This window comes from Photorhabdus antumapuensis, from assembly GCF_020387775.1.
GTDB lineage: Bacteria > Pseudomonadota > Gammaproteobacteria > Enterobacterales > Enterobacteriaceae > Photorhabdus > Photorhabdus antumapuensis.
In genome coordinates this window covers 2,622-2,960 of sequence record NZ_JAHZMK010000030.1, presented here as the reverse complement: position 1 = coordinate 2,960, position 339 = coordinate 2,622, and the positions used below count along the sequence as shown (strand labels likewise).

Annotated in this window: 1 pseudogene; it reads right to left on the bottom strand. The window is 57.2% G+C overall.

Annotated elements, in window-relative coordinates:
• A pseudogene (locus KZ793_RS13300) lies at nt 1-339 on the bottom strand (hypothetical protein); the annotation flags it as partial.

The following is a 339-nucleotide window of genomic DNA, read 5'->3' as shown; positions in this document are numbered from 1 at the left end:
CGCCGTTCTGCTCGCGAATAACTCGCCCCAATGCGTCATAGTCAAAACGCACGGTGTTGGGCTCTATTCCCAGTTGTTTGCCGTTGTCGTTCGGTTCACGGCTAGCCTCCAGCAGCCTGCCCATGTTGTCCCACCGGTACTGGTAAGTGTCTGTGTAAGTTTCCCGCTGGATCAGCTGACCGGCCGCATCATAATGCTGGTGTACCTGCCGTTCCGGGTACTGGAACACGCGGTCACCCATGCGCCGTTCGGTGCTTAATAAGCCCGCCGCGTTGTATTCGTACCGGATGAGGGTGTCGTCAGGACGGATTTCTTCGATTAAGCGCCCTTCGGCATCAC